The following is an 18,120-nucleotide window of genomic DNA, read 5'->3' as shown; positions in this document are numbered from 1 at the left end:
CTTAAAGGCTATTGATCAAAGTGGCGAAGGTTTCCTGGGCCGCCTTGATGATTTGCGACGACGCGGTGTAGTACTGCTGGAACTTGACCAGGTTGCCGACCTCTTCGTCCACGGACACGCCGGAGCTCGAGTTGCGGCTGGTCAGGGCGGAGGATTGCAGCGCCTGGGTGGCATTGCTGTCCATCTCGGCCTGGTTGGTCTTGCCACCGACGTTGGACACCAGCTTGGCGTAGGCATCGGTGAAGCTGATGCCCTTGCCGTCGGCACCGGTATCGACGGTGGGTTTGGTCTGCAGGTTGATCACCGACTGGGCGTTGCGGTTGTCGGCCGAGCCGGCACCGGTCAGCGAGACGGTGTAGTTGTCGCCGCCCTTCGGGGCGCCAGAGATGCTCATCTCGAAGGTGAACTTCTTCTGCGTACCGCTGGCGTCGTTGATCGGGTTGCCGCTGCCATCGACCATCGGCACGGACAGCTGCAGCTTGTTCTCCTGGCCGGGGATGATCGTGCCGCTGCCGATGGGGCTGCCCTTGGCATCGAACATGGTGTAGGTCTGGGGCGAGGTCTTCTCGTCGCCGAACACCAGCTTGACCGGTGTCGAGTACTTGAGCCCCGTCTGCAGGTCGGCGCGCTGGGCGGCATCGTAGATGTCCAGCTCGGAAGTCAGCGTGGGCTGGCCGATCTGCCCGGTGCCCTTGTTGCCCGAGCCGCTGGTAGCGGTGAGCGGGCTGGCCATCGCCAGGCGCTTGGGATCGGTGAGCACCGTCTCGATGCTGGCCGCGGCATTGCGGGTGGGGGTGATCTTGAAGCTGTCGCCGGCGATCGGCGCGCCACCGCGCAGATTGAGGGTAAAGCCGTCGATCACCGGCGGCGGATCGGCGGTGATGTCGAACTTGCCCATCTCGGTGTTGTCGGGCAGGCGGCGCACGGTGTACTCGTTGGCGCTGGTGAACGTCACCTGATAGTCGTTGGTGGTCAGCTTGCCGGTGTCCTTGATGTTCACATCGAGGTTGCCGGAGCCAGGGCTGTTGCCCAGCTTGGGCACGCTGCGCCCGGCCATGGCGGCGGCGCTGTTGATGTCGCCGAACAGGATCGCGCCGAACTCGCCGTTCTTGTCGATGCCCTGGGCCAGCTGGCTGTTGATCGCATCGGCCACCGCCAGGGCCACGCGACCCAGCTCGTTGAGCGCAGGGTCCAGAGTGTCCTTGCGGTAGCGCAGCAGACCGCCCAGCTCGCCGCCGGTGGTGCTGTCGGTGATGTCCATCTTGGTCGAGCCGCGATTGAGCACCAGGTTCATGCGCGACGGGTCGGTCGGCCCGGGCTCCACGCCCAGGGTCTGGGTGGTGTTGCCCAGCACCAGCGACTGGCCGTTCTTCAGGTAGATGTCGTAGTTGCCGTCACGCTCGACCACGTCCACGCCGATCAGCTTGTTCAACTCGCGCACCGCGCCGTCGCGCTGGTCGAGCAGGTCGTTGGGCTTGCCGGTGATGGCGGTCATCTTGACGATCTGCTGGTTGTACTCGGAGATCGTCGCGGTCAGCTTGTTGATCTGGTCGGCCGTCGCCGCCATGTTGCTGTTGATGTTGCTGTTCTGCTGGTTGAACTGCGCCGACAGGCTGTTGAAGCGCTTGGCGAGCGATTGGGCGCTGGTCAGCAGCAATTGCCGCGAGGCATCCTCGGTGGGCTTGGCCGAGGCATCCTGCATCGCGCTGAAGAAGCTCTTGAGCGCCGCGGTGATACCGGTATCGGCGCTGGACAGGGCATTGTTCAGCGGGCCAATCTGGTTGAGGTAGGCGTTCGCGTCGCTGGACAGCGACGTGGTGGAACGCAGCTGGTTCTCGAGGAAGGCGTTGTACACCCGGCGCACATCGGACAGCGTGGTGCCGGTGCCGATGAACACCTGGCCGACCTGCTGGCCACCCTTGGTCTTCTGGACGATCTGCTGGCGAGAGTAACTTTCCACATCGGCGTTGGCGATGTTGTTACCCAGGGTGTACATCCCGGACTGGGCGGCGCCCAGACCAGACATACCGATATTGATCAAACTCGCCATGGTTTCCTGCCCTTAAAGTTTCGTGGTGGTACCGAGCATTGCGTAGCTCTGCTGCGACTTCATCTGTTTTGCGATCTGCGAGATCTTGCTGGCGTAGTTGGGGTCGGTGGCGTAACCGGCCTTCTGCAACTCCCGCACAAACTGTTCTGGTTTATCGGCCGCCCGCACTGCATCTTGATAGCGCGAATTGTTCTGCAACAGGCTCACCAGGTCGTGGAAGCTGTCCTGGTAGCTGTCGTAGGAACGGAACGCCGCGGTCTCCTTGACGAACTGGCCGTTGCGGAACTCGCTGGTGATCGCCCGCGCCTCGCCGCCCTGCCAGCTGCCGGTGGCCTTGATGCCGAACAGGTTGTGACTGCTGCTGCCATCCGGGTTGCGCATGACCGACTTGCCCCAGCCGGTTTCCAGCGCGGCCTGGGCCACCAGGTAGCGCGGATCGATACCGATGCGCTTGGCGGCCTGCTCGGCCATCGGCAGCATGGTGGCGACGAAGGCGTCGCTGTCGGCGAAGGCCTTTTTCGGTGCCAGTGGCGGCTGGGCCACGGCCCGACCGAGAATCTGCAGGTTGCCTCCTGGCGCCGCGAAGCTGCGCGCCGGCTCCCAGTCGCCGACGACCACGCCACCGGGCGGGATATCGCCACGCCCAGGCAGCGCCGTGGCGTTGGCGACGGCATTGCCAGCGGACGGCACGATGCCGGACAGCAAGCGATCGGTGAGCTTGCCAGGCAGCGCCAGGCGCCGCGCGTTGAGCGCAGCCACATCGTTACGCGCAGCGCCACTCTCGACCATGTGCGCGGGCTCGGCCACTTTCGAGGCCCACAACGCCGGCGCCTGCCCTTCGATCCTCGGGAACGGACTGGTGTTCGGACGCGCGGCCTTGTTCTTCGACAGCTGGCGCACCAGCACGTCCTGCAGGCCGATACCGCCCCCTTCGCGCGACATGCTCACCGCCAGCTGCTGGTCGTACATGTCGCGGTACTGCTTCACCGTGTCGCTGTTCATCGGGCTGTCTTCGTCAGCCATCACATCGCTGGCCTTGCGCGACGCCTTGAGCATCTCGCTGATGAACAACGACTCGAACTCCTGGGCCACCTTGCGGATGTTGCCCTCGCTGTCGCGATCCCCGCGCTTGAGCGAGCCCAGGCGATTGAGGTCGGTGTAGGCGCCGCTGTCGGCCTGACTGGAAACAAGACTCTTCGAATTCATCCCTGGCGTCCTCAGATCACGATCAGGTCGGCTTGCAACGCACCGGCCTGCTTCAGCGCTTCGAGGATGGCCATCAGGTCACTCGGCGCCGCGCCGACCTGGTTCACCGCACGGACGATCTCATCCAGCGTGGTGCCCGGGCCGAACTTGAACATCGGCTTGGCTTCCTGCTCGGCATTGACCCGCGAACGCGGCACCACCGCGGTCTGGCCATTGGAGAACGGCCCCGGCTGGCTGACGATCGGATCTTCGGTGATGGTCACGGTCAGGCTGCCGTGGGTGACCGCCGCCGGCGACACCTTGACGTTCTGGCCGATGACGATGGTGCCGGTGCGCGAGTTGATGATGACCTTGGCCACCGCCTGGCCCGGATCGATCTCGAGATTCTCGAGGATGGACAGGTAGTCCACGCGCTGGCTCGGGTCCATCGGCGCGGTGACCCGCACCGAACCGCCATCGACGGCCTGGGCCACGCCCGGGCCGAGCAGCTCGTTGACCTTGTCGACGATGCGCTTGGCGGTGGTGAAGTCCGGACGATTGAGATTGAGCGTCAGGCTATTGCCCTGGTTGAATCCGCTCGGCACCGCGCGCTCGACCGAGGCACCGCCGGGAATGCGACCAGCCGACGGAACGTTGACGGTGATCTTCGAGCCGTCGCGACCTTCGGCATCGAAGCCGCCCACCACCAGATTGCCCTGGGCAATGGCGTAGACGTTGCCGTCGATACCCTTGAGCGGCGTCATCAACAGGCTGCCGCCACGCAGGCTCTTGGAGTTGCCGATGGAAGACACGGTAATGTCGATCACCTGGCCGGGCTTGGCGAATGCCGGCAAGTCGGCATGCACCGACACGGCGGCAACGTTCTTCAACTGCACGTTGCCCGACCCCGGCGGCACCTTGATACCAAACTGCGACAACATGTTGTTGAAGGTCTGCAGGGTGAACGGTGTCTGGGTGGTCTGGTCACCCGTGCCGTTGAGGCCCACCACCAGGCCATAGCCGATCAGCTGGTTGGCGCGCACGCCGGAGATGCTGGCGATATCCTTCAGGCGCTCGGCGTGAGCACCGAACGCACAGGACAGAAGCAGGGTCGCGGCAATCAACCGCCTAGCGTTGAACATGGTCATCCGTACTCAGAAGGGCCAGAGCGGGCTGATGAAGAAACGGTCCAGCCAACCGGGCTGGCTGGCATCGGCGAACGAGCCGGTGCCCGAATAGGTGATGCGCGCGTCGGCCACGCGGGTGGACGGCACGGTGTTGTCGGTGGCGATGTCGTCGGCACGGATCAGGCCGGCAATGCGCACCAGTTCCTCGCCGGTGTTCAGCGTCATCCACTTCTCGCCGCGCACGGCGATGATGCCGTTGGGCAGCACCTCGGCCACGGTCACCGTGATGGAACCGGTGAGGGTGTTGCCCTGGGTGGCCTTGCTGTCGCCCTTGGTGGAGCGGTCGCCGCTGTAACCGGCCTCAAGCGTGAGGTCGCCGCTACCCAGCGGGTTGTTGGTATTGGGCACGGTGCCGAACAGCGAGGTCAGGCCGATGTCGGCCTTGCTGTTCTTCTGGATCTGGGAACCGGCGTTCTTGCTCGCCGAGGTACGCTCGTTGAGGGTGATGGTGATGATGTCACCGACCCGGAACGCCTTGCGGTCGGTGTACAGGCCCTGTTCGAAACCGGCCTGGTAGATCGAGCCGTTGTTGGCCGCTGCCGGCAACGGGGTGCGCGGCAGGACCGGCGCATAATACGGGTCGTTTGGCTTGGGCGTCGGCGCAACGCAACCAGCCAGCAACACCACCCCCCCCAGGGCGAATACGGACAACAGACGACTCATGACACTTACCTCATGGTGAAACAGGCGCTGCAACAGCGAGCGGATGATCAGCGGCCCGCCTTGATCGGGCCGCCAGGGCTTACAGCTGCTGGGTGACGAACGACAGCATCTTGTCGGCGGCGGAGATGACCTTGGAGTTCATCTCGTAGGCACGCTGGGTGGTGATCATGTTGACCATCTCTTCCACGGTGCTGACGTTGGACGCCTCCAGGGTTTTCTGCAGGGTGGGGCCGAAGCCGTTCAGGCCTGGCGTGCCAATCTGCGGCGCACCGCTGGCGGCGGTCTCGAGGAACAGGTTGCCGCCGATGGCCTGCAGGCCCGCCGGGTTGATGAAGTCGGCGGTCTGGATGTTGCCGATGACCTGCGCGGCCGGGTTGCCGGGGGTAGTGATCGACACCGTGCCGTCCTGGCCGACGGTGAAGGTCTGGGCATCCGGCGGCACGACGACCGCAGGTTCCAGGGCGAAGCCGTTGGCGGTGACGACCTGGCCGTCGGAGTTCAGGTGGAAGGTGCCGTCGCGGGTATAGGAGACGGTGCCGTCAGGCTGCAGCACCTGGAAGAAGCCGCGCCCGTTGACCGCCATGTCCAGCGGATTCTCGGTCGTCTGCAGGCTGCCGGTCTGGAAGTTCTTCTGGGTGCCGACGATACGTACACCGGTACCGACCTGCAGGCCCGAAGGCAGCTCGCTGTCCTGGGTGGACTGCGCACCGGGCTGGCGCTTGATCTGGTACAAGAGGTCCTGAAACTCGGCGCGATCACGCTTGAAACCAGTGGTCGAGACGTTGGCCAGGTTGTTCGAGATGACCGCCAGGTTGGTATCCTGGGCGGACAGGCCGGTTTTAGCGACCCAAAGAGCCGGAAGCATTTAGTGTTCTCCTCGTGCGCCTGTTTTACGGCACCCGTTCAAATGTGATTAACCGATCTGCAAAACCCGAGCCATGGCTTGATCGCCTTCCTCGGCCGCTTTCATCATCTTGACGTGCAACTCGAACTGTCGGGACAGCGCCAGCACCGATGTCATTTCCTCCACGGCATTGACGTTACTGCCCTCGAGGAAACCCGACACCACGCGCACGTTCACGTCCATGTCGGCCGGCTGACCACTGGCGGTGCGGATCAGCCCGTCCTGGCCCTTGGTCATGCCCTTGATGTCAGGGTTTACCAACTTGATCCGATCGACCTCGGCCATCACCCGCGGGTCCTCGCCCATGGCGCGGATGCTGATGGTGCCGTCATCGCCGATCTCGACCTTCTGCTCCGGTGGTATGGCGATCGGACCGCCATTACCGATTACCGCCATGCCGTTGCCGGCGCGCAACACACCAAGAGCGTCAATGTTCAGGCCGCCAGTGCGCACGTAGGCCTCGCTGCCATCGGGGGCCTGCACGGCGATGAAGCCGTTGCCGCTGACCGCCACATCCAGCTCGCGACCGGTTTCCACCAGCGGGCCGGCACTGAAATCGGTGGCCGGCCGTTCGCTCATGGCGAACGCACGCGCCGGAAAGCTGTCGCCGAACACCGGCATCGAACGGGCCTGTTCCAGATCACGCTGGAAGCCGTTGGTGGAAACGTTCGCCAGGTTGTTGGCATGGGCCTTCTGCGCCAGCGCGTTCTGGCTGGCGCCGGTCATGGCCACGTAAAGCATCTTGTCCACAGTCATCCTCCGCTGCACGGGCGATCGATTGCCGGTCGCCGTGGCTGTGCGATGCTTCGAGCAAGTTTCGCGCCAATTGCCACAGAAACGACAAAGACCCCGGTTTACGGGGCCTTTGCCGAAAAGCACGCCGTCAGAGAGACAAAATCTCGGCGGCGGGTGCCTGACAGCGGCAAGGCTTGGCCGCCTGCGGCCGCCGTCAGGCGACGCTTGCCTGTCAGGTGATGGTGAAGGTGTCACCGTTGTTGGTCTGGAACGACTCGATGGTGTTCGAACCGGCGTACCAGTTGCTGAGCATCACTCCCGAATCGACAGCGATCCGCGACATGACCCGCGAGCGAATGATGTCGAGCACGGCGAACACCAGGGTGGGCAGGCTGCGACTGGGGATGCCCCGGTCATAGACCTCGAGCATGAACAGGGGGGCCGATCAACGCCAGTAGGTTGATCACGCCGGAGAACAGTGCCGCGCCGACCAGGCATTTTTCAAGGCCACGCGAAGCGCTGCCGGCAGCACGCTCGCGCCAGTATTCTTACTGCTTTCAAAGAGTTCCGACCTTTGGAAAATGACGCCTTCCAGTCACACGAACGGGTGAGATGGCGCGGATCATATCTGAAGCAAATCCGCCAATCGATGACCTCAAGCCATCATTTTTTGCCTTTGGTCAAAGCGACCTGCAACCAGCATTGTCGAACGGCCCGGCAAAGCGTTTCCAGCCCTCGCCCGGCGACCATTGCGAACACACCAGGCGCCCGTCGGCCTGGCTTTCCCAGCGCCACCAGGGCGCCATCGCGGCCTGCGCCTGGAGCAGACAGAGCGCCGCAACAGCGGCAGCGACCAGCTTTTTCATGGAGCCTTTCCTCGAAAACAACGAACCCCTTCGTGCAAAGGGGTTCGTCGACAAACGATCAGCCAGCGACCATCAGGTCATCTGGATGGTGGTCTGCATGATGGTGCTTTCAGTGGAGATGGTCTTGGCGTTGGCCTGGTAGAAGCTCTGCGCCTTGATCAGCTCGACCAGCTCCTTGGTCAGATTGACGTTGGAAGCCTCCAGCGAGTTGGACTCCACCGAGCCCAGGGTGCCAGTCTTTGGCGCGTCGATACCTGGAATACCCGAGGCGAAGGTTTCCTTCCAGCGGGTACCACCCACCTGCTGCAGGCCCTGCTCGTTGGCGAAGCTGGCGATGGCTACCTGGCCGATGGCGCGGGACTGCTGGTTGCTGAAACTGGCGAACATCACGCCGGTGGAGTCGATCGACAGGTTCGACAGTACACCGGTGGCATAACCGTCCTGGGACTGCGAGCTGCGCGCGGTCTCGAGGTTGTAGGAGGTGGTGCTGTTCATCGACAGGCGCATACCGTCGGCATTGCCCACCGAGCCGTTGGAGCCCCAGTTGCCCGCGGCGTCCTTGGCGGCCGGGATCCAGCCCTTCATGGTGAAGGTGTTGTTGACCACGCTCCAGTCGAACGTCCCCACCGGCGTGGTCGGCACGTTGTCAGGGCTGGCGGTCATGGCCTTGACGCTGCCGTCGGGGTTGAAGTCGATGTTGCCAATGAGCGGCGTGGTCTTGCTCGGGTCGTAGGGGTTGCGGCCATCCACCAGGGTGTACATGGTCCACTGGTTCTCGCCGGTCTTGCGGTAGAACTGCTCCATGACGTGCTCGTTGCCCTGGCTGTCGTACACCTTGGTCGGGAACGACTTGGTGTAGGTGGCCTGATCCTTCGGATCGAACGGCTTGTTCGGCACCATCACGGGCGGCGTGGAATTGTCCAGGACCTCCAGCGGGATGTCGGGGGCCGAGGAGTTCAGGTTGATGCCCTGGTCGATCAGGGTGGTCGCCTTCGGCGCCATTGCCGAGGTATCGATCCGCAGGTCGGTCAGCACGCCCTTCATGATCTTGCCATTGGCATCGACCCCATAGCCTTGCAGACCCAGGCCATCGGAGGTGACGACATAGCCGTCCTTGTTGGTCTGGAAGGCACCGGCGCGGGTGTAGCTCAGCGAGCCGTTGTCGGACAGGACGAAGAAGCCCTGGCCCTGGATGCCCATGTCCAGTACGTTGCCGGTGTTGTTGACGTCGCCCTGGCCGAACTGCTGGGAAACCGTGGCCAGACGCACGCCGTTGCCGACCTGGTTCTTGCCCACGCCCAGGCGGTTGGCGCCGGCATAGACGTCGGCGAACTCGGCGCGCGACGACTTGAAGCCGACGGTCTCGGAGTTGGCGATGTTGTTGCCGGTGACGTCCAGCTTCTTGTTGGCGGCGTAGAGACCGCTAAGGCCGATATTGAAAGACATGCATTCACTCCTTATGCCGTGCTAGCGGCCTTAGATTCCGATGGTTTGTACTTTGGAGATGCCCAGCTTGCCGATCCCGGCAAGGTTGAGCATCATCTCGCCGCCGTTCTGGAAGCTGACACTGGTGACCTTGGCCGGCAGCATCGTGTACATCTCCTGCGACTTGCCGTCGACAGTGGTGGTGGCGGTAAACGTATAGGTACCCGCTTCGACTTTTTCGCCCTTGTCGTTGGTGCCATCCCAGATGAAATCGGCGTTGCCTTTCTTCTGTTCGCCCAACTGGATGGTCTTGACCACGTTGCCATCCTTGTCCTTGATGGTCACCTTGCCGTCGGTGATGTTCTGCGGCACGACCACCTGGCCATTGAGGCTTTCCTTAGGATCGAAGAGGGCCTTGTCGTTCTGCACGATCACCGAACGCCCGACCAGAGAAGAAGCCTGCAGCGCCTGGGACGAGCCCATGCCGCTGATGATCGAGTTGACCGAGCTGTTCAGGGTCTGGATACCTTCCAGGCTGCTGAACTGCGCCAGCTGGGCGATGAACTGACCGTTGTCCTGGGGATCCAGCGGGTTCTGGTGCTGCATCTGGGTGACCAGCAGCTTGAGAAACGCATCCTTGCCCAGCGCGTTCTTGTCGACAGGCTCGGTGGTGGTTTTCTTGGTGCCGGTGCTGACCCCGGACTTCGTCAGCACATCATTGAGGTTCACGCTGGGGTTTTCGACTGCCATGATCGGGATTCCTTATCACTGACCCAGGGTCAGCACTTTCTGCATCATGTTCTTGGCGGTGTTCATCAGCTCGGCGTTGGTCTGGAATGCACGGCTGGCGGAGATCATGTCGGCCATCTCCTCGACCACGTTGACATTCGGGTAGTAGACGTAGCCGTCCTTGTTCGCCGACGGATGATTGGGCTCGTAGCGCGCCTCGAGGTTGCTCTGGTCCTCGATGATGCCCTTGACCTGGACGCCCTGGCCGGCCTCGCCCTGCTCCTCGAACAGCGACTGGCCCATGCCGTTCTGCGCGTTCTGGAAGGTGGTGGCGAACACCGGATGGCGAGCGCGGTAGGTCTGGTCGATGCTCGAGGACACCGTCTCGGCGTTGGCGATGTTCGAGGCAACGGTGTTCAGGCGCGTGTTCTGCGCGCTCATGCCGCTACCGGCGATGTTGAAGACACTGGCAAGGGACATGGTCACTCTCCACGCAGGGCCGATACCAGCCCTTTGAATTTACTGTTGAGCAGGGTGAAGCTGGCCTGGAAGCCAACGGCGTTTTCCGCGTAGTTCGACTGTTCGATCTGCGCATCCACGGTGTTCTGATCGATCGACGGCTGCATCGGCGTGCGGTACTGCAGGGTGTCGTCCATCATCGCCAGGCCTTCGGCCTCGATGTGGCGGCTGTTTGTGCGGTCCAGGGCGATGCGCCCCTTCTGCTGCTTGTCGGCCTCGGCGGCGAGCACCGACGAGAAGTCCATGTCGCGCGCCTTGTAGTTGGGCGTGTCGGCGTTGGCGATGTTGTTGGCCAGCACCTCGGCACGCTGGGCACGGAAGCCCAGTGCCTTTTCGTGGATGCCAAGCGCCTTGTCGAAGCTGATGCTCATATCGGGGAAACCTTCAAAGGTTGACCAGAGTTTCGTTGGCTTAGGCTTTAGCAAGGGCTGTGCCAACCTGTGCAACCCCAGTAAAGCGGGGGCTAGCCAGATATCAGGACACTGGCGATGCCAGAAAAGCGGCAATGTGCTTCCGCATCGAACTCGGCAAGCGGCAATTGCCAGGCGGCAAAAGCGGCAAAACAAAAAATTGACGTCAATTCGACATGTCATTTAGCCACCAATCGCGATAGCATCCGCGTCCTCGCGCACCAGCCCACGCGACCACGGTTGTTGCCCGCATGGATGCGCGCCGCTTTCATTACGATTTCAAAGGAACGAAACCGTGCCACCGCTTAACCTGCGCAAGACCCTCCTGGCCCTCCTGATCGGCGCCATTCCCGCCCCCGCCCTGGCTTTGCCCCAGACCATTGCACTGACCGATGCCGGCTACAGGGGTGACCACCAGTCCTTTGCCGACGACCTCGAGTTCACCGGCAGCTTCACCGGCCGCCAGCAGGACGCGATCGCTCTCGCGAACAGCCTGGTGGCGGGCAACATGACGCTTGGCAGTGCAATCAACGACAACGACACGAACGCTGTCGACCTGATCCATCGCAGCGACGGTATCCGCATCAGCGGCACCAACATCGGTGGCTTCCTGACCAACAACGGCCATGTGATCACCACCAGCCTCGATGGTGCCGCCCTGCGCCTGAGCGCCAGCACAGTCGACGACGACCTGACCAACCAAGGGCTGCTCAAGGCCGGCAGCAGCTTCTCTTACAACAATGGCGGCCCCACCTATGGCATCGACCTGTCCAGCTCCGGTAGCAACATCAGCCGCATCCATGGCGGCCTGATCAATGCCGCAGGCGCCCGCATCATCGCCATAGGCCGCAACTCGCGGGCCATCAACCTGGCAGGAGCGAACCTGGAAGAGCGGGTGGTCAACCGCGGCGAGATCAGCGCGACGGGCCCAGGCGCCATCGCCATCCACGCCACCACGGATGCCGCCAACCGGCCGACCGTACTGGCCGGCATCGACAACCAGGGCCAGATTTTCGCTGGTGACCAAGGCTCCCAAGCCATCGTGCTCGACGGCGCGACCCTGTTCGACAGCCTGGGACGCCATGTCGAAAACAGCGGCAGGATCGTGGCCGGCGACACCGCCATCCGCATCGGCAACACCGCCTTCGACGGTCCCGGCCTGCAACCCGGATACAAGGCCAACGGTGACTTGAACATCTTCAACAGCGGTGAGATCTGGGCCAAAGTCGCCATCGACGCCACCGCCAGCAACCGCCCGGTCGAGCTGATCATGCGCCAGGGCAGCAAGATCTACGGCGACCTTGTCGGCCTGGCCAACATCGAGGTCGAAGGCGACAGCACCTATGGCGTCGCCTACGGATCCCCCGGCAGCAACAGCATCCGCCTGGCAAACGGTGGCTGGATCGATGTGGGGAACAGCAGCGAGCCACCCACTACCTTCACCCTGCACAGCCTTCACACCACCCTCGACGGCAACCTGAGGATTGCCGACAACTCGGCGCTGGGCCTGTGGCTGGCAAGCAGCACCGACCCGGACACGGCAGTGCTCAAGGTCAGCGGCATCGCCGAGTTCGCCCAGAACGCGCGGATCCTGCTGGAGCCGGAGGACACCGACTTCGAGGCCAGCGGCAGCCGCTACCTGCTGCTCGAGGCCGGCCAGGTGCAGGTCCTCGACGCCAGCGGCCTGCAGGTCAGCGCCAAGCCCCAGATCGCCAGCACTTCGGCCATGCTCAACGTGCTGAGCAGCACGCTCGATGACAACAAGGTCTACGTCACCGTCAGCACCAAGCCGACCGAGGACCTGGCGCAGATCGTCGCCCAACAGGGTGGCGACAGCAATGCACAGCGTGCCCTGGGCAACCTGGCCGAAGCCGGCCTGCTGGCACGCCTGGGCAACCATGACCCACTGTTCCTCGCCGCCGCCAGCGCCGACGAGGCGCAACTGGCCAGGCTCGCCGAGCAACTGGCGCCGGACGTCAGCGACGGCGCCCGCCAGGCCGCCATGGCCAGCCAGCGACTGATCGGCAACGCCATCGACAACCGCTCCAGCAGCCTGCGCGCCCCTCGCGCCGACGAGGCACGCCGCGCCTCCGGCGTGTGGATGCAGTCGCTGTACAGCGACGCCAGCCAGCAGCAGCGCGATGGCATTGCCGGCTACAACGCCTACAGCCGCGGCGTGGCGGTCGGCGCCGATGGCCAGCTGGACGACCAGCTCATCCTCGGTGCGGCCTACAGCTTCATCGACACCGACGTCAACGGCAAACGCGGCAACAAGACCCAGGTGCAGAGCCACGCCTTCTCGCTGTATGGCAGCTACACCCTGGACAACTACTTCGTCGACGCCAGCCTGACCTACGGCTTCAACGACAACCAAGGCAAGCGCGAGGTCGCCGGCACCCGGGCCAAGTCCGACTATGACAGCAACCTGCTGGGCCTGAACCTGGTGGGCGGCTACAGCTGGCAGCTGAATCCGCGACTGCTGGTCGAGCCGCGCCTGGCAGCGCGCTACAGCCGCGTCGACATCGACCGCTTCAACGAGAAAGGCTCGGCCGCCGCACTCAAGGTCGAGGCGCAGCGCTACGAGGCCATCGAGCTGGGCGCCGGCGTGCGCGTGGCCAGCCAACTGCCGCTCGGCGCCGGCATCCTGGAGCCACAGCTGAAAGTCATGGCCTACCGCGACTTCGCCGCGGATCCTGTGCAGAACACCGCGACCTTCGTGCTGGGCACCACACCTTTCGTCAGCCATGGCGCCAGCGTGGCGCGCAACAGCTACGAGGCCGGGCTGGGGGCGGACTACAAGCTGGGTGCGGTGAGCGTCGGCGTCAGCTATGACTACGTGGGCAAGTCGGGCTTCGATGCCGACGTGTTCTCGGCCAGGCTGCGCTACGCATTCTGACACGCCATCACAGGCAAGCCCGCAGCGAAAACCAAAAGGCCGGTATCGCAGGATACCGGCCTTTTTTCGCCCAGCCTTACTTGGCCTGGTAGATGATCCCCGGGCTGCACTGGACCATCTGGTAATGGTCAGGCAGCCCGTTGAGCGCCTCGGACGCCCCCAGGAACAGATAGCCACCGGGCTTGAGGGTGCCGTGAATGCGCATGAGGATGTCCTTCTTGACCTGGGCCGAGAAGTAGATCAGCACGTTGCGGCAGAACACGATGTCGAACTTGCCCAGCGGCGCATAGCTGTCAAGCAGGTTGTACGAACGGAACTCGACGCGGCTGCGGATCGGCGACTTGATCGCCCAGCGCCCCGGACCCTTTGGGTCGAAGTAGCGCTGCAGGCGCTCCTGCGACAAGCCGCGGGCGATGGCCAGGCTATCGTACTCGCCGGTCTTGCAGTTGTTGAGCATGGCACCCGACAGGTCGGTAGCGACGATCTGCGCACCCATCTTCAGCTGGCCGAGGTTGGTGCGCTCGAACTCGTCGATCGACATCGAGATCGAGTACGGCTCCTGACCGGACGAACAGGCCGCCGACCAGATGCGCAGGCGCTGGCCCGGGTTGTTCTTGATGAACTCCGGGATCACCTTGCTCTTGAGCACCTCGAACGGGTAGGTGTCGCGAAACCACAGCGTCTCGTTGGTGGTCATGGCATCGACCACCTGCTCGCGCAGGCCACTGCGTGGCTGGGTCTGGATGCGCTGCACCAGTTCGCCCAGCGACTTGATGCCCTGTTGCTCCATCAGCTTGTTGAGACGGCTGGAGACCAGGTACTGCTTATTCTCGCCCAGCAGGATGCCACAGGCTTTCTCCAGGAAGACCCGGAACTGTTCGAAATCCAAATTACCCGTAGACAATGCTGCCGCCTCTTCTTAAATCGCTAGCGCCGGGGACGGGCCCCGGCCGTTTCAATGACTTGCCTTGATCCGATCGACCACGCGCTGGGCGAGGTCATCCGGCCTGAACTTGGCCAGGAAGTCATCGGCACCGACTTTCTTGACCATCGCCTGGTTGAATACCCCGGACAGCGAAGTATGCAGGCAGATGTGCAGTTTTTGCATGCGCGGATCGCTGCGGATCTCCGCCGTGAGGGTATAGCCGTCCATTTCCGGCATTTCAATATCCGAGATCATCATGAGGAACTCTTCCTCCGGACGCTTGCCCTCGTCCACCAGCTTGCGCAGGTAATCCAGGGCCTGGCGACCGTCGTTGAGCGCCACTACCTCGACCCCCACGGTCTGCAGGCAACGGCTCACCTGCTTGCGCGCCACCGACGAGTCATCGACCGTCAGCACCCGCAGCATCACCGCCTTGTCCTGTACTTCGGCATCGATCACGCCATCGGACACCGACTCGGACGACGGCGCCACCTCGGCCAGCACCTTCTCCACATCGATGATCTCGACCATGCGGTTGTCGACCCGGGTCACGGCGGTCAGGTAGTGATCGCGTCCGGTACCTTTGGGTGGCGGATGGATCTCTTCCCAGTTCATGTTGACGATGCGCTCGACCGAATGCACCAGGAAACCCTGGGTCTTGGTGTTGTACTCAGTGATGATCACGAAACTGTTGCGCGTTTCTTCCTTCAACTGCGGAAGGCCGGTGGCCATCGACAGGTCCAGGATCGGGATGGTCGCCCCCCGAATGTTGGCCACGCCGCGCACCACCGGGTGGGACCTGGGCAGCAGTGTCAAGTCCGGGCACTGCAGCACCTCCCGCACCTTGAACACATTGATGCCGTAGAGCTGATCGCCATTGAGGCGAAACAACAGCAGCTCCAGGCGATTCTGCCCCACCAGTTGCGTGCGCTGGTTGACCGAATCCATCACTCCAGCCATGCCAGACTCCTTCAACGATTGCCTATGCACCGAATCGGCACGGGCTTTGCTTTTTTGAACGCCATGTACACGAAAACGACAAATTTCCGACGACTGACGCGCCTGTTGACCGGCTCACTGGCCGCCCTGTGCCTGCTGGCACCCGGCATTCGTACGCTGGCGGACTCTTTTACCTTGCCTGAACAGCTTATCGGTGTCACTCAAGGGTTTCTTGAATTCACCGTGGAGGACTACCTGGCGACCACCCAGACCCCGGGCCGCTACGAGATCCAGGTCAACAGCCTCGACCCACGCCTGCGCATGCCGCTGTGCAGCCAGCAGCTGGACGCCTCGCTGGAAGGTTCGACGCCCCTGGGACGAGTCACGGTACGGGTCCGCTGCGACGGCACGGCGCCCTGGACGGTATTCGTCCCCGCCCAGGTGCGCCTGATGCGCGACGTGGTGGTCATGACTCGCCCCCTGAAACGTGAAAGCGTGGTGGGTGAAGGCGATGTGGCCCTGCGCGAACGCGATGTGGGCACCCTCGGCGTCGGCTACCTGACCCAGCTTGACCAGGCCGTGGGCTTGAAGCTGTTGCGACCCACGGTGCTCGACCAGGTGCTGACGCAACAGCACCTGGAGCAGGCCGATGTGGTGCGCAAGGGTGATCACGTGGTGATCATCGCCCGTAGCGGCAGCCTGAGCGTACGCATGCCCGGCGAGGCCCTGGACAAAGGTGGCCTGCAGACGCAGATCCGAGTACGCAACCTGAATTCGAAACGCGTGGTCAAGGCCCGCGTCACGGGCCCGGGGCAGGTCGAGGTGGCCATGTAGGGCTGCACTGCGTCGGGATAGTGACGCAACGCTGGCGATGTGGAACCGCGCCCCCTAAACTGTGTCACAGATCGGGTTGCGCACGTGTGCCGAGAGGCGGTGATGCATTCACGCCTAAAGTTTTGCTCGGGTAGGCCGAAAGCAAGGCATGCGTCCTAATTCCCAGGGGTTCTGAACATGGTCATCGACTTCAGTCGTCTCAACAATTCTCCGTCCGTCACGGGCGGCGTTCGCGGCAATGCCGCGCCGGGCAACGCCGACAAATCCGGCGAGGCCAGCGCAGCGCCCAAGCACGCCAGTGCCAGCGGAGAAGCGGTACACCTGAGCCCAGAGGCCCAGCAATTGCAGAAGATCAGCGACAAGCTGCGCGATCAGCCGACCGTCAACAGCGCCCGCGTGGCCGAGTTGAAACAGGCCATCGCAGATGGCAGCTACAAGGTCGATGCCGACCGGGTCGCCAGCAAACTGCTTGATTTCGAAGCCCAGCGCTGACCTCCAGGGGCGCTGACTTCAAGGACGCAAAACGCCAAGAGTTAGCCATGCACGACATCACCCTGCTGCAACTGATCGAAGACGACATCGCGCCGACCCAGGAACTGCTCGACCTTCTGCAAAAGGAGGCAGTTTCCCTGCATGGCCGGGAAATCATGGCGCTGGAGCATATCCTTGCGCGCAAGCAGTCGCTGGTCGTGCTGCTCGAGCAGCAGGGACAGCGGCGCAACCAGTTGCTCATCGATCTGGGCCTCAGCGCCGACCGCGCGGGCGTGCAGGCGGTGGCCGACCAGTCGGCCAACGGCGAACTCATCATGCAGCAGCTCAATGAGCTCACCCAGCTGATGGATGCCTGCCAGAAGGTCAACGAGAACAATGGCCGGATCATCCAGATGCAGCAGTACGCCACGGCCAACCAGATCAGAATCCTCATGGGCGGCGACTCTCCGTCGCTCTATGACAGCCGCGGCGCGACCTCGCCAATGGACAAGCCCAGGGCCATCGGCCAAGTCTGATTGACCCTGATCAAGGCACGGAACATACTGGCATAATGCCGTTACTTGCGTGTGCCGTATTTGCCTGGAGATTGATTACCCGTGTTCAATGAATCCGATGCTCCCCAGCCACCAAAGGTGCTGAGCACCCCTTTGGAGATCACGGCGAACTTGCGCCAACTGCTGGAGAGCCACGACCCGCTGATCATCAGCTTCCATGAGCGCAGCCAGCGGTTTCAGAGCTACGTGGTGCATGTCGACCGGGACAGCGGCGTCCTGGCGCTGGATGAAATGATCCCCCGCGACGGCGAGAAGTACATCGAGAACGGTGAACCGTTCCGTGTCGAAGGCTTCCATGACGGTGTGCGCATCGCCTGGGAATCCAACACCGCGCTGACCATCAGTGAGATCGACGGCAACCGCTGCTACCGTGGCCCGCTGCCCGAGGAAGTGACTTACCACCAGCGCCGCAACGCCTTTCGCGCCGCGCTGAAGCTGTCGCAACTGGTCGACATCGTCCTTGACGGAACCCACCTCAAGGGCAACGGTGCCCTGCGCGGCAAGCTGCTGGACATTTCCGCCACCGGCTGCAAGCTGCGTTTCGACGGCAACGTCGAGGACCGCCTGCAACTGGGCCAGGTCTATGAACGCTTCAAGGCCAGCACCCCACTGGGGCTGACCGACACCCTGGTCGAACTGCGCCACCTGCACTTCGAGGAACGCATCAACACCACCTTCGCCGGGGTGCGCTTCCACAACCTCAACGGCCAGGCGCAGCGCAAGATCGAGAGTTTCGTCTACCAGCTGCAGCGCGAGGCGCGGCGGTTCGACAAAGACGACTATTGAGCGTCGCCAGGACATGAAAAA

General features: G+C 63.1%; 19 protein-coding genes. 5 read left to right on the top strand and 14 right to left on the bottom strand.

What is annotated here, in order from left to right:
• Window position 1: 1 nt before the first annotated feature.
• The 12 genes from flgK to flgB all read right to left on the bottom strand — a co-directional run bounded on the left by flgK (window position 2) and on the right by flgB (window position 10,634).
• On the bottom strand, window positions 2-2,050 hold the full coding sequence (flgK, locus tag K2O50_RS07575; protein WP_050706701.1) for a flagellar hook-associated protein FlgK: 2,049 nt from the start codon (window positions 2,048-2,050) through the stop codon (window positions 2-4).
• Between the two features lie 12 nt (window positions 2,051-2,062).
• Window positions 2,063-3,256 (bottom strand): flagellar assembly peptidoglycan hydrolase FlgJ, encoded by a 1,194-nt coding sequence (gene flgJ, locus K2O50_RS07570; protein WP_050706702.1) that lies wholly within the window; start codon window positions 3,254-3,256, stop codon window positions 2,063-2,065.
• A gap of 11 nt (window positions 3,257-3,267) precedes the next feature.
• On the bottom strand, window positions 3,268-4,377 hold the full coding sequence (locus K2O50_RS07565) for a flagellar basal body P-ring protein FlgI (RefSeq protein ID WP_028691033.1): 1,110 nt from the start codon (window positions 4,375-4,377) through the stop codon (window positions 3,268-3,270).
• Window positions 4,378-4,389: 12 nt separating this feature from the next.
• Window positions 4,390-5,085, bottom strand: coding sequence for a flagellar basal body L-ring protein FlgH (gene flgH, locus K2O50_RS07560; RefSeq protein ID WP_050706703.1), 696 nt, complete (start codon window positions 5,083-5,085; stop codon window positions 4,390-4,392).
• A gap of 79 nt (window positions 5,086-5,164) precedes the next feature.
• Window positions 5,165-5,950, bottom strand: coding sequence for a flagellar basal-body rod protein FlgG (flgG, locus tag K2O50_RS07555; protein ID WP_050706704.1), 786 nt, complete (start codon window positions 5,948-5,950; stop codon window positions 5,165-5,167).
• 48 nt (window positions 5,951-5,998) lie between these two features.
• A complete protein-coding gene (locus K2O50_RS07550) occupies window positions 5,999-6,739 on the bottom strand; it encodes a flagellar basal body rod protein FlgF (protein WP_186714861.1) in 741 nt (246 codons plus the stop codon).
• A 217-nt stretch (window positions 6,740-6,956) separates the two neighbouring features.
• Window positions 6,957-7,154: a hypothetical protein gene (locus tag K2O50_RS26605; protein WP_050706707.1), complete on the bottom strand. Its 198-nt coding sequence runs from the start codon at window positions 7,152-7,154 to the stop codon at window positions 6,957-6,959.
• A 250-nt stretch (window positions 7,155-7,404) separates the two neighbouring features.
• A complete protein-coding gene (locus K2O50_RS07540) occupies window positions 7,405-7,590 on the bottom strand; it encodes a hypothetical protein (protein WP_050706708.1) in 186 nt (61 codons plus the stop codon).
• Between the two features lie 72 nt (window positions 7,591-7,662).
• Entirely contained in the window at window positions 7,663-9,036 is a 1,374-nt protein-coding gene (flgE, locus tag K2O50_RS07535) for a flagellar hook protein FlgE (RefSeq protein WP_050706709.1), read from the bottom strand.
• A 30-nt stretch (window positions 9,037-9,066) separates the two neighbouring features.
• The gene (gene flgD, locus K2O50_RS07530) at window positions 9,067-9,765 is read right to left on the bottom strand and encodes a flagellar hook assembly protein FlgD (RefSeq protein WP_050706710.1); all 699 of its coding nucleotides are present in this window, start codon (window positions 9,763-9,765) and stop codon (window positions 9,067-9,069) included.
• 15 nt (window positions 9,766-9,780) lie between these two features.
• Entirely contained in the window at window positions 9,781-10,224 is a 444-nt protein-coding gene (gene flgC / locus K2O50_RS07525; protein ID WP_050706711.1) for a flagellar basal body rod protein FlgC, read from the bottom strand.
• A gap of 2 nt (window positions 10,225-10,226) precedes the next feature.
• Complete coding sequence (gene flgB / locus K2O50_RS07520; RefSeq protein ID WP_050706712.1) at window positions 10,227-10,634, bottom strand: flagellar basal body rod protein FlgB; 408 nt, start codon at window positions 10,632-10,634, stop codon at window positions 10,227-10,229.
• Window positions 10,635-10,968: 334 nt separating this feature from the next.
• Between flgB and K2O50_RS07515 the strand changes: the two genes are divergently transcribed.
• Window positions 10,969-13,569 carry an autotransporter outer membrane beta-barrel domain-containing protein gene (locus K2O50_RS07515; RefSeq protein WP_052896074.1) on the top strand — a complete coding sequence of 867 codons (2,601 nt, stop codon included), beginning with the start codon at window positions 10,969-10,971 and terminating at the stop codon, window positions 13,567-13,569.
• Between the two features lie 76 nt (window positions 13,570-13,645).
• Here K2O50_RS07515 and cheR read toward each other — a convergent pair whose 3' ends face one another.
• Window positions 13,646-14,473: a protein-glutamate O-methyltransferase CheR gene (cheR, locus tag K2O50_RS07510; protein WP_050706713.1), complete on the bottom strand. Its 828-nt coding sequence runs from the start codon at window positions 14,471-14,473 to the stop codon at window positions 13,646-13,648.
• Window positions 14,474-14,524: 51 nt separating this feature from the next.
• Window positions 14,525-15,454, bottom strand: coding sequence for a chemotaxis protein CheV (locus tag K2O50_RS07505; protein ID WP_050706714.1), 930 nt, complete (start codon window positions 15,452-15,454; stop codon window positions 14,525-14,527).
• 63 nt (window positions 15,455-15,517) lie between these two features.
• Here K2O50_RS07505 and flgA point away from each other — a divergent pair, with 63 nt between their 5' ends.
• The 4 genes from flgA to K2O50_RS07485 all read left to right on the top strand — a co-directional run bounded on the left by flgA (window position 15,518) and on the right by K2O50_RS07485 (window position 18,099).
• Complete coding sequence (flgA, locus tag K2O50_RS07500) at window positions 15,518-16,267, top strand: flagellar basal body P-ring formation chaperone FlgA (RefSeq protein ID WP_050706741.1); 750 nt, start codon at window positions 15,518-15,520, stop codon at window positions 16,265-16,267.
• A gap of 177 nt (window positions 16,268-16,444) precedes the next feature.
• Entirely contained in the window at window positions 16,445-16,759 is a 315-nt protein-coding gene (flgM, locus tag K2O50_RS07495) for a flagellar biosynthesis anti-sigma factor FlgM (protein ID WP_050706715.1), read from the top strand.
• Window positions 16,760-16,806: 47 nt separating this feature from the next.
• The gene (locus tag K2O50_RS07490; protein WP_050706716.1) at window positions 16,807-17,274 is read left to right on the top strand and encodes a flagella synthesis protein FlgN; all 468 of its coding nucleotides are present in this window, start codon (window positions 16,807-16,809) and stop codon (window positions 17,272-17,274) included.
• A gap of 81 nt (window positions 17,275-17,355) precedes the next feature.
• Complete coding sequence (locus K2O50_RS07485; RefSeq protein WP_050706717.1) at window positions 17,356-18,099, top strand: flagellar brake protein; 744 nt, start codon at window positions 17,356-17,358, stop codon at window positions 18,097-18,099.
• The last annotated feature ends 21 nt before the right edge of the window (window positions 18,100-18,120 follow it).

It is taken from the genome of Pseudomonas sp. 2hn (assembly GCF_019646095.1).
GTDB classification, from domain to species: domain Bacteria; phylum Pseudomonadota; class Gammaproteobacteria; order Pseudomonadales; family Pseudomonadaceae; genus Aquipseudomonas; species Aquipseudomonas peradeniyensis.
The sequence above is the reverse complement of the archived record's forward strand: the minus strand, read 5'-3'. Positions and strand labels throughout refer to the sequence as shown.

What these genes read in the sequence shown, in the direction of transcription:
- K2O50_RS07540 (WP_050706708.1), bottom strand. Translation starts at nt 7,590, where the DNA reads ATGAAAAAGCTGGTCGCTGCCGCTGTTGCGGCGCTCTGTCTGCTCCAG.
- flgA (WP_050706741.1), top strand. Translation starts at nt 15,518, where the DNA reads ATGTACACGAAAACGACAAATTTCCGACGACTGACGCGCCTGTTGACC.
- K2O50_RS07565 (WP_028691033.1), bottom strand. Translation starts at nt 4,377, where the DNA reads ATGTTCAACGCTAGGCGGTTGATTGCCGCGACCCTGCTTCTGTCCTGT.
- flgC (WP_050706711.1), bottom strand. Translation starts at nt 10,224, where the DNA reads ATGTCCCTTGCCAGTGTCTTCAACATCGCCGGTAGCGGCATGAGCGCG.
- flgK (WP_050706701.1), bottom strand. Translation starts at nt 2,050, where the DNA reads ATGGCGAGTTTGATCAATATCGGTATGTCTGGTCTGGGCGCCGCCCAG.
- flgJ (WP_050706702.1), bottom strand. Translation starts at nt 3,256, where the DNA reads ATGAATTCGAAGAGTCTTGTTTCCAGTCAGGCCGACAGCGGCGCCTAC.
- K2O50_RS07505 (WP_050706714.1), bottom strand. Translation starts at nt 15,454, where the DNA reads ATGGCTGGAGTGATGGATTCGGTCAACCAGCGCACGCAACTGGTGGGG.
- flgE (WP_050706709.1), bottom strand. Translation starts at nt 9,036, where the DNA reads ATGTCTTTCAATATCGGCCTTAGCGGTCTCTACGCCGCCAACAAGAAG.
- flgB (WP_050706712.1), bottom strand. Translation starts at nt 10,634, where the DNA reads ATGAGCATCAGCTTCGACAAGGCGCTTGGCATCCACGAAAAGGCACTG.
- K2O50_RS26605 (WP_050706707.1), bottom strand. Translation starts at nt 7,154, where the DNA reads ATGCTCGAGGTCTATGACCGGGGCATCCCCAGTCGCAGCCTGCCCACC.
- flgM (WP_050706715.1), top strand. Translation starts at nt 16,445, where the DNA reads ATGGTCATCGACTTCAGTCGTCTCAACAATTCTCCGTCCGTCACGGGC.
- flgD (WP_050706710.1), bottom strand. Translation starts at nt 9,765, where the DNA reads ATGGCAGTCGAAAACCCCAGCGTGAACCTCAATGATGTGCTGACGAAG.
- flgG (WP_050706704.1), bottom strand. Translation starts at nt 5,950, where the DNA reads ATGCTTCCGGCTCTTTGGGTCGCTAAAACCGGCCTGTCCGCCCAGGAT.
- K2O50_RS07490 (WP_050706716.1), top strand. Translation starts at nt 16,807, where the DNA reads ATGCACGACATCACCCTGCTGCAACTGATCGAAGACGACATCGCGCCG.
- flgH (WP_050706703.1), bottom strand. Translation starts at nt 5,085, where the DNA reads ATGAGTCGTCTGTTGTCCGTATTCGCCCTGGGGGGGGTGGTGTTGCTG.